This is a genomic window from Dolichospermum lemmermannii CS-548, from assembly GCF_028330815.1.
In the GTDB taxonomy this organism is placed as follows: Bacteria; Cyanobacteriota; Cyanobacteriia; order Cyanobacteriales; family Nostocaceae; genus Dolichospermum; species Dolichospermum lemmermannii.
The window spans coordinates 25,882-34,845 of the sequence record NZ_JAQMTJ010000262.1; the positions used below are offsets into that span (position 1 = coordinate 25,882).

Genomic DNA, 8,964 nt, shown 5'->3' on the forward strand with positions numbered 1-8,964 from the left:
ATACTCAACTAATTTGAGTAAAAAAAATATCAGGACAATCTTGCCATTGCTAATTGTATTGTGCAGAGCATTTACGGCGATTTTGTCTGGACAAAATTTTTCTGTGATGTAGGATTTGCAACCATTCAGCCAAGAGCAGAAATAGTGACTAGTTTTAAAAGCGATTATATACCAAATATACTTGTTTAAGAATCAAAGTGTTATGCCTAATAAAACCACTGACGAAACATCTACTAACAAACTGAAACATGAAAATTCACAGTTGTTGCGAGAGTATCAGCAATCCCGTTCGGAAAGAGTTCGCAATCAACTGGTAAAACTCAATTTTGGACTAGCCAGAAAGGAAGCCCATTATTGGATTAATCAGTGTAATGAGAGCTATGAGGATCTTCTCCAGGTAGCCTGTATGGGCTTAATTAGAGCAATTGAGAAATTTGAACTTTCTAAGGGAAATGCTTTTAGTTCCTATGCGATGCCCTATATTCGTGGTGAAATTCAACATTATTTGCGAGATAAAGGCGTAACTGTGAGAATACCCAGACGGTGGTTAGCACTCCAACAACAAGCTGTTGGGCTTTCCCGTTCTCTGTCCGAGCAATATAATCGCCCACCGACTGATAGCGAATTAGCGGCTGCATTGGCAATTTCTCTGAGTGAATGGCAGGAAATTAAATTAGCATGGATTAACCGCGCTCCGTTGAGTTTGGATGTACCTATCCAAGATGGAGAAGAAGGCTCTACTTGTTTGGGTGAGTTAGTTCCAGATAGGAACTATCGCAGTTTTCAATTAGCCCAAGAAGACAAAATTAGGTTACAACAAGCCCTGACTCAGTTAGAACAGCGGACTCGTGACGTTGTTGAGTTTGTATTTTTGTATGATTTAACCCAAAAACAAGTAGCAGCACATTTAGGCATTAGTGTTGTCACAGTTTCTCGCCAAGTTAAAAAAGGCTTAGATATGTTGAAAAAGATTATGGGGGTGACGGAAGATTAGTTATAGAATAACCCGGTAAGCGTAAAACTCAGTCCCTTTAGGCTGAGATAGAAGCAACTCGTGCGACTTAAGTCGCAGTCTTTTCTATAGTTTTTGAGAGCAGCTAATGGGTAAAAATTCGCATATTACAGCTACAGCCGCAGCTATTTTAGCAACCTTGGCACTGACTGGCTGTACGGTGGGTGAACCGCCAACAGCTACTAATACTGCCAGTCCTGCACCAACTCCTAGTCTTCAAGCAACTGCGCCGCAAACGACACAGCCACCATCTTTGGCTCAACCTTTTAATAATCCTCTGATATCTACCAAACCACCAGTGGGTCCTGGGTCAGTTGGTAGTTTGATTCAACCGACAAATGGGACAGAGCGGTTGGGTGTGGTACAGAAAGGACGAACAGACCCCTTTGGGCAAATTGTGGAGAAGATAGGTTCTAGAACTACTAAGCTACCAGGTGAAAAAATTGCAGTTCCTAAATTACCCCCTTTACCTACAGTAACTCAGCCTAAATTAATTCCACCGAAACCAATCAAGACAATAGCAACTAAACTGGCAATTTCATTACCCAAAAAATCCCCACAGATAGCTATAAAACCAGTTTTACCCACTGTTTTAGCGGGATCTCTCCCCTCTCCTAAACTCAAAACTGTGTTACCAGTAGCACGACAGCCGGAAACCGCTAGAGCAGTGATTGTGAGTGGTGTAATCTTAATTGGTAAAGTACCTCAAGCAATTGTGAAAGTACCGGATGAGCCAACTAGTAGATATGTAAAACCAGGTCAAAGGCTGGTGAATGGGGTGTTAGTAAAACGGATTGAAATGAGCCAAGGTGCTAATCCTACCGTGATTTTGGAACAGTACGGTATTGAAGTTGCTAAACAAGTAGGGGAACAACCTTCTAAAACATCTAAACCAGCGACTACAGCTTCTGTGGGTAATGGTATTTCTGTGATTAAGCAAGCTTGAAAATCTTGTAGGAGCAAAGAATAGATATGGTGACACAAGAGAAAATAGAGTTTGCTGGTTTACCCTTGGCTGTATATCGGGAAATAGCAGCGCATCTCCGGCAGGTGGTGGGGGTAGAAGTGGGATTAATACCGCAAACATCCTCAGAGTTTGATTACAACCAAAGTCAAATTTCTGGGTTATGGATTTCATGGACAGCAGCCGCTGATGAGGAAAGTCGGTCAAGGTGTAAGCAGATAGTGGCTTATTATCAAAACCGCTATGAATGTGGATAAAATTCAAGAAGGTAAGTTGCTGGTTAGCTAACAACTAACAACTAACAACTGTACGGGCGAAGCATTTGGAGAACTATTTTTGGCAATGACCGATAATTTATCTTCCAAATGCTTCGCCCCTACTAACAACTAACAACTAAACTTAGGTTAATAGCAGATGGCTGGGTTAAACTGACAAGCAAGTTAATGCAAAATATTAATTGGCTGCTCTTAGGTTTAGGCGTTATTTATAATGGAAAACTGGCAATTTCTGATACAGAAACAGGGAGACCGCACTTGGCGGACTTTGGAGTCGCCAAATTTAAAGATTTTAGCGGATAATTACCGAGTTTTGGCTCGGTCTTATCTGAATAATATGGATGTTGATGTGCGAGTGACTTACATATCAACCCAGGAGGTTCCACCGAAACGGCGAATTCTCAAGCGATCGCATCGGACTAATAGTGAAGGATTGATGGCGGTAATTCCTTTTACCTACTTTAAACCAGGGATTTGGGAGTTACGATGCTCTGGAGATATTATGTCAGAGATGCTCGGTAAATCCTGGCAACATACTCTCCTTATCCAAGTATCACCCCCAGAACCTAGTCCCCAGTCTCTAACTCAACTGGCTGAGGAATCTGATCTGGCTTCAAATGCTGATACTCAAGTCAGTATAGTTATGAATCATGGAACTCCAGTCTGGTTTAAGGGGGAAACAACTGAGCAGATTTTACAAAACTTATTAGATTTAGCCTTACCTCAAGATGAACCTTTGCTGGACGAGGAGACTATTGAGAATGCTCCTACTTTACCGCCACCTTTACCACTGAATTTGAGTTTAGATCAAGATACTTATGTTGCTCGTTGGGGAGACAATTTTATCATTCATGGCGATGTGGAAGTCAATGAAATAGAGAATCTGGAAGATGAGAGATTTGCCATGAATGGTGTGAGTCAGCTACGGCTAGAAATTGCCCTGCGATCGCCTTCAGAATCAAGAATCCTTAACCACATAGATCAGCCATTAACAGATCAAGTCTTACCTTTTAGCTTTAGTACCCTGATTGATATTCCCCTTGATTGTGAATCTAAGTTGCTTTTAGCAGATATTAATTTATATGGTGCATTAGCTGATGTTGGTGAAGTCATACTTTTAGCTAACCATACTTTCACAATTACAGCCGATGTCACTGATTTACTAGCACTACAAACTTCTCGGTCGGATTACCGTGACTACTCTTTACCAGAAACTAATCCACCAGTTAAGCCCAAGCCCTCTGTCAAGATTCGATTAGAACTTTTCAATGTGGCTAAAACTCCCAAGTTAGCACAGTTTCACATTTTAAAGCCCTCCCCAAACCAACCTTTACCACCCCAAATTAAACCCCTGATATCCTGGCAAGTTCTTTCACCACAGTTGCCAAATTTACCTCACAATTCTACACGTGAGATTAATACTGATTCGGAAACAGATTCCCTCACAAAAACCCTGGCTATTCACCCAATTGATTTGAAAAAGTTGGTAATTAAACCAGTTAATACTATTTTTCCCTACTTGAAACGATTAAAAGTTAAGCCTGTTCCAGGGAAAACAGCCAATGATCAGTTAAATGTTGAAAAATTAGCAACTTTGCAGAAATCCCCACAGCTACCGACTGTAGTAACTTTACCAGCAAAAATACCAGAATTACCACTAGATAATCTTCCGCAGTCCGATCAGTCTATGATTGATGATACATCCTATGCAGAATTAATAGCAGAGATTGTGGCGGGGGTGACTAAAAGTGAAGAATTAGATTTGGTGGATTCTCAGGAAAATTCTGTAATTATCCAGAGTGAAGAACTAGATTTGGTGGATTCTCAGGAAAATTCTGTAATTATCCAGAGTGAAGAATTAGATTTGGTGGATTCTCAGGAAAATTCTGTAATTATCCAGAGTGAAGAATTAGATTTGGTGGATTCTCAGGAAAATTCTGTAATTATCCAGAGTGAAGAATTAGATTTGGTGGATACTCAAGAAAATTCCTCTCTTTTGCAACAATGGATAGACAGTCAAGGATACTTATTGACTGAAGCAGTTTTTCAAGAATCCTCAGACAATGATCTTGGGGAAGAAACTCAAACTGTAGATGTGGAAGTGCTGTTAAGTAGGGAAAAAGAAATTCAGGAAGATCCCATTGCTGACAATATTCCCTTAGAAATTAATAAACCGGAAACAGTCAATATACTGAATCCAATACCAACCCAGCCTGGATGGTTATCACAAGAAATAGTTATAGATGATTTGGTTATGGAACGGGATGCGGATAGCTGGAGTGATGAAGCTATAGCAGATCATCATTATTCCCCCCTACCGGAGAATGAAACTGCGGCAGATTTCTCTGGTGTGATGATCGAGTCTTTACCAACTCCCCAATTGTATTTATCAGAGGGTGAACTTGTCGCTGGCACATCTGTAATGGTGCGTGTAAAATTACCTGAAGTTTCATCTTCGGTAGTGGTCAAGTTATGGGTTGAAGATTATCAAACCCGGAGTCTACTAGATAGACCACATATCCTGCCAGATTTGCGTTCTAATGCCTGCGGAGAATGGGAAACAGCGATCTACCTAAAAATTCCTTTTGGCTGCTTAGAAATCCGTTTATCAGCGATCGCTCTCCATCAAACTACTCAGCAGGAAAGTGACAAATTCACTATCATCAAGACAGTAATTCCCCCTAATTTACCCACGATAAAAATGGATGAAGTGTTGGGAATGTAAACAGGTGTGTTAAAAATCTTGATAATTTAGCAAATAAGGGAGGATTTTGCAGTAAGCTCAATTTGAATTGCAGTAAGACTTTACAGGACTTTAATTCTATGTCAAGTTCATTTTTGCCTACTATTTTGGCTTATTCCTCCTTTTTGCCTTCTGTTTTCGTTCCCCTAACTGGCTTGGTTTTACCAGCAGTTATTTTCGCATTTTTGTTTTCATACATTGAACGCGAAGATATTGCTTAATTAGGGTATGGGTAATTGGTTACTTAATTTTGTCACCAATTATCTATTTGAAAACAAACAAAACCGCCTAACTCCATGAGATAGGCGGTTTTTATGGCGATTTTTGCAGAAGAAGTTCAAAAATGATAATCAAGCAAAAATCCAGTTTTTTGTATTTCTAATTGCTATCTTCTTCCAGAATAGTAGTTACCAAGTAGGTTAGGACAGAGATTGGTTAAAAAAGTCATCTTACAAAAGACTTTCAAGCTTCCTATTCCCTGTTCCCTGTTCCCTGTTCCCTGTTCCCTGCTATAGCATTACATTGAAGAACCAATTCCTGAGTAAGATCCATAAAAGAAAATACCTACAACAGTAATTACACCTAAACCTGCAATCGTAGCGACGACCCACAGGGGAATTCTTCCACTTCCAGACACAGTTTTTTCCTCACTTACAAAAATTGTCAGTTGTCAGTTGTCAGTTGTCAGTTGTCAGTTGTCAGTTGTCGGTTGTCGGTTGTCGGTTGTCGGTTGTCAGTTGTCAGTTGAGAATATTCTTTCTGTAACTTGTTACCTATTACCTATTACCTATTACCTATCACCTAACTAGCAACTGACGTGAAAAAGTCCAGTTAGTTAAAGAAGTAACTGGAAAATAGAATTCCGAGAACGAAGACTAATAGTAGTCCCAGGTAAAGAGAGGTACGGTTTAATTCAACCGGTTGTTGATTAGGATTAGGCGTTCTTTCCATGATTAACTCCTAGCGTTGAATAAACTGCATTGAGGCGATCGCGCCCAAAAAGAAGACAGTAGGGACAGCTAAGGTATGCACCGCGATCCATCTAACTGTAAAAATGGGATAGGTAACTGGTTGATTGATGTTATTACCGCTAGTCATGATCTCAAATTATTTTCCAATAAAGGTTTCTACTTGTTTTTTTGCTTCAAAACGATTGCTGACAATTGGCACTTCTTGACGGACTTGAGTAAAATACTCATTAGGACGAGGTGTGCCAAACGCATCATAAGCCAGTCCAGTGCTGACAAATAACCAACCTGCAACGAATAATGCGGGAATGGTGATGCTGTGAATTACCCAGTAACGAATACTGGTAACAATGTCAGAAAACGGACGTTCTCCAGTGGTACCTGCCATTTATTTCACTCCCTTATCAAAAACTATTATTGAGTTTATAAGAAAATAGGCTGAAAATCCCGGAATTAACCCCTAAAAATTTTTAGGCTTTTTAGGGAATAATTTCTTTTAAGCCGGGGGTGAAAGCCAATTAGAGGCTGTCTTCCTCCAGTGACTTGTGTTATACTAATTGTAACAGGAAAGGTAATCAACCTGTCTAAAAACCTAACTGCCTAACGGTAATCTGTGCCTTGACAATTAAATCTATGCGGTTCTACTGCATTGTTCTAGTTTCCTTCTAGCAGTAGGTAAAAGATTTATAGGGGCTAGACGAATCAGAATTTTGAAACAGGAAAGTTTCATCCTCAACAGGACTTGCAGTCATGCAACTACGGTCGGGCAGACCGAAAGTTAACGCTTGGGGAGAGTCCCACCTCTGACCTAGATAACGCAAGGAGTCTAGTTTAAGTGGTCTCGTTGAACCAAGAATCCCCGTGTCTTTAGACCGGGGAGTGTCAATATCCTACAAAGTTTAGACAGAGTTACAACTTACAACTTTCTTCTGGTGAATACATCCATTATTGGGTGTAATTACGCCGCTGGGGCTGCTGTTGCTGCTGTTTTGGGGTTATATTTCAGTAAAACACCGCGATCGCCAATTATAAAGCCTTGATCGGGGCTAAAAAATACAATTTTGTAAAGATTAGCTGCAACTGTCTCCACATCACGGTCTTTTTCCCAAGTTTTACCACCATCGGTGCTGCGAAGTAAATTACCGCTACCACCACCGATCCAAATTTCATCGGGTGTGCGATAAGCTAAATCGAGTAAACCCCAACTCGTGGATAACTCTGGATATTCTACCTCTAACCACTCTTCCGGTTTAGTAGGATCACTAAACTGAATTTGGCCACCTCGTGCTAACAACCACAATTGTCCATCGTTAGTAAAACCCATATTTTCTAAGCGACGGGAACTATTGCGGTTATGGGGTTGCCAAGCATTTTGTCCAGGTTCCCAAGTGGAGTAAAAACTGCCTTTAGCAGAAACAGCGATATACTTACCATCAGGCGATCGCTCCAGAGTCCGCACCACACCAACGGCCGCGTCTAAATTAGCTTTCCAATTTTGACCACCATCTGTGGTTTGATAAATCGCTCCGATGTCGGTAGCCATTTCCGCTGTATTCTGACCTATTGCTGTAATGGCAATGGGGCTGCCAGGTAACTTTTCGCTTAAAGCAATCCGTGACCAAGACTTACCCTCATCAGTAGTATGGAGCAATAAAGAAGGTTCTCCAGCAATCCAACCTTCCTGACCAGAAAAACTAACGGAGTTAAAACGATATCTGGGATCATCCAACTCTAATTTTAGCGGTTGCCAAGTATCACCACCATCTTTAGTTTCTAAAAGAGTGGCATTACCACCCACCAAGTAACCATGCTGAGAGTTATTGGCAAAGCTAATATCTAACAACTTCGACTTTGTCGGGACATTAATCACCTGCCAAGGATTGTTGCTTATAGAAGGAACACTACTACACCCTATACAGGCGATAACTACTATTAACGCGGCAACAAAACTTTGCCACTTTTTCAAAATTGATTGCATCAGTATTACTGAGGGTTTCCAGTGGAGGTTTAATGAGATTTTCGCCGAATTGCGGTAAATAAAGATGGCGGTTTTTAATCTAGTCCGTAAAGACTAATAAAAAACAAGAAGCCAAGAGCCAAAGCCCCAAAAATCAAAATGTTCTTTTGAGTTGGTGTCAGGGTATTCACACCCAAACCGTAACCTAAGTTTTCCTTGAAACCAGAGGCAGTACCCGCTGGTCCAATATTCGCAAAAACAGTTTTCTTAGCTACACAAACTGGACAACGCCAATTTGTAGGTAGTTCGGCAAAAAGTGTTCCTGGGAGGACATCACTCTTGTCGTCTCCCTTCTCAGGTTCATAAACGTAACCGCAAGAGCGACACTCATAACGGTCTAACACTGGAGTTTCCATAGCTTGTTCAGCTTGTTCACTCATAGCTCGTAGTCTCGCAGAGGGGAATTTAAATATACGTTACAAATTATGACATAATTGCTGGACTTTTCTATCAACTCCCGGTTCGCTCATTTTTTTTGGAGTTCGAGAAATTGTCGAAAAACAGAAAATCTAGGTTGAGTAATGGTTTTATTGATTTCCGTTCTATAAAACTTACCCAAAATTATCAAGGTCTAGATACATCTGGACACCGATAATTTTGGCGTTTACTTCCTGTTTCATAAGAATACCCGGTAAGTGGGAAACGAGCGCGTCCTTAGACCTGAGAGGGAAGCGGCGCGAGCGGTTTTAACCGCTGCGGTATTTTCTGTATTATCCGTGATGCGGATCTTCAATATATTTTCTCACAGCTTCGCTACTAACGTTCCCTGCTGTACTTACAAAATAACTACTTGTCCAAAGAGACGGTAGTTTTTTTAATTGGGGAAATTCTTTTCTCAGGTAGCAACTAGAACGCCCTTTAAATGCCTTGATAACTAAATGTGGGGTGTCTGTAGGCTTGACGCTAATAAATAAATGGATATGGTCTGGAGCTACTTCTAAGGCTAAAATATCCCAACCTTTTTCTATGGCCAGTTCAGCAAAAA

General features: G+C 40.7%; 13 protein-coding genes. 6 read left to right on the plus strand and 7 right to left on the minus strand.

Going from position 1 to position 8,964, the window contains the following annotated elements; translation table 11 throughout:
- The first annotated feature begins 202 nt into the window (after window positions 1–202).
- From PN450_RS17715 to psaI, 5 genes are all read left to right on the plus strand, one after another.
- Window positions 203–994, plus strand: coding sequence for an RNA polymerase sigma factor SigF (locus tag PN450_RS17715; protein ID WP_271837086.1), 792 nt, complete (start codon window positions 203–205; stop codon window positions 992–994).
- Window positions 995–1,100: 106 nt separating this feature from the next.
- On the plus strand, window positions 1,101–1,958 hold the full coding sequence (locus PN450_RS17720) for a hypothetical protein (protein ID WP_271837087.1): 858 nt from the start codon (window positions 1,101–1,103) through the stop codon (window positions 1,956–1,958).
- 26 nt (window positions 1,959–1,984) lie between these two features.
- Window positions 1,985–2,233, plus strand: coding sequence for a hypothetical protein (locus tag PN450_RS17725; RefSeq protein WP_015081478.1), 249 nt, complete (start codon window positions 1,985–1,987; stop codon window positions 2,231–2,233).
- Window positions 2,234–2,465: 232 nt separating this feature from the next.
- Window positions 2,466–4,976 (plus strand): hypothetical protein, encoded by a 2,511-nt coding sequence (locus tag PN450_RS17730; protein WP_271837088.1) that lies wholly within the window; start codon window positions 2,466–2,468, stop codon window positions 4,974–4,976.
- Between the two features lie 98 nt (window positions 4,977–5,074).
- Entirely contained in the window at window positions 5,075–5,215 is a 141-nt protein-coding gene (gene psaI / locus PN450_RS17735; protein ID WP_015081480.1) for a photosystem I reaction center subunit VIII, read from the plus strand.
- A gap of 296 nt (window positions 5,216–5,511) precedes the next feature.
- Here the strand turns inward: psaI and PN450_RS17740 are convergent, their stop codons facing one another.
- On the minus strand, window positions 5,512–5,631 hold the full coding sequence (locus PN450_RS17740) for a photosystem II reaction center protein J (protein WP_015081481.1): 120 nt from the start codon (window positions 5,629–5,631) through the stop codon (window positions 5,512–5,514).
- Window positions 5,632–5,668: 37 nt separating this feature from the next.
- On the opposite strand from PN450_RS17740, the gene PN450_RS17745 reads away from it, so the two are divergent.
- Window positions 5,669–5,803: a hypothetical protein gene (locus PN450_RS17745; protein WP_256370319.1), complete on the plus strand. Its 135-nt coding sequence runs from the start codon at window positions 5,669–5,671 to the stop codon at window positions 5,801–5,803.
- A 22-nt stretch (window positions 5,804–5,825) separates the two neighbouring features.
- On the opposite strand, the gene PN450_RS17750 is transcribed toward PN450_RS17745, so the two are convergent.
- The 6 genes from PN450_RS17750 to tnpA form a co-directional block, all read right to left on the minus strand.
- The gene (locus PN450_RS17750; RefSeq protein WP_015081482.1) at window positions 5,826–5,945 is read right to left on the minus strand and encodes a photosystem II reaction center protein L; all 120 of its coding nucleotides are present in this window, start codon (window positions 5,943–5,945) and stop codon (window positions 5,826–5,828) included.
- 9 nt (window positions 5,946–5,954) lie between these two features.
- Window positions 5,955–6,092: a cytochrome b559 subunit beta gene (psbF, locus tag PN450_RS17755; protein WP_010997987.1), complete on the minus strand. Its 138-nt coding sequence runs from the start codon at window positions 6,090–6,092 to the stop codon at window positions 5,955–5,957.
- Window positions 6,093–6,101: 9 nt separating this feature from the next.
- A complete protein-coding gene (psbE, locus tag PN450_RS17760) occupies window positions 6,102–6,350 on the minus strand; it encodes a cytochrome b559 subunit alpha (RefSeq protein ID WP_148765257.1) in 249 nt (82 codons plus the stop codon).
- Between the two features lie 570 nt (window positions 6,351–6,920).
- Window positions 6,921–7,940, minus strand: coding sequence for a photosynthesis system II assembly factor Ycf48 (locus tag PN450_RS17765; protein ID WP_015081484.1), 1,020 nt, complete (start codon window positions 7,938–7,940; stop codon window positions 6,921–6,923).
- 74 nt (window positions 7,941–8,014) lie between these two features.
- Window positions 8,015–8,359 carry a rubredoxin gene (locus PN450_RS17770; RefSeq protein WP_148765259.1) on the minus strand — a complete coding sequence of 115 codons (345 nt, stop codon included), beginning with the start codon at window positions 8,357–8,359 and terminating at the stop codon, window positions 8,015–8,017.
- Between the two features lie 330 nt (window positions 8,360–8,689).
- The coding region (tnpA, locus tag PN450_RS17775) for an IS200/IS605 family transposase (protein WP_271837089.1) at window positions 8,690–8,964 on the minus strand (275 nt) is incomplete at its 5' end.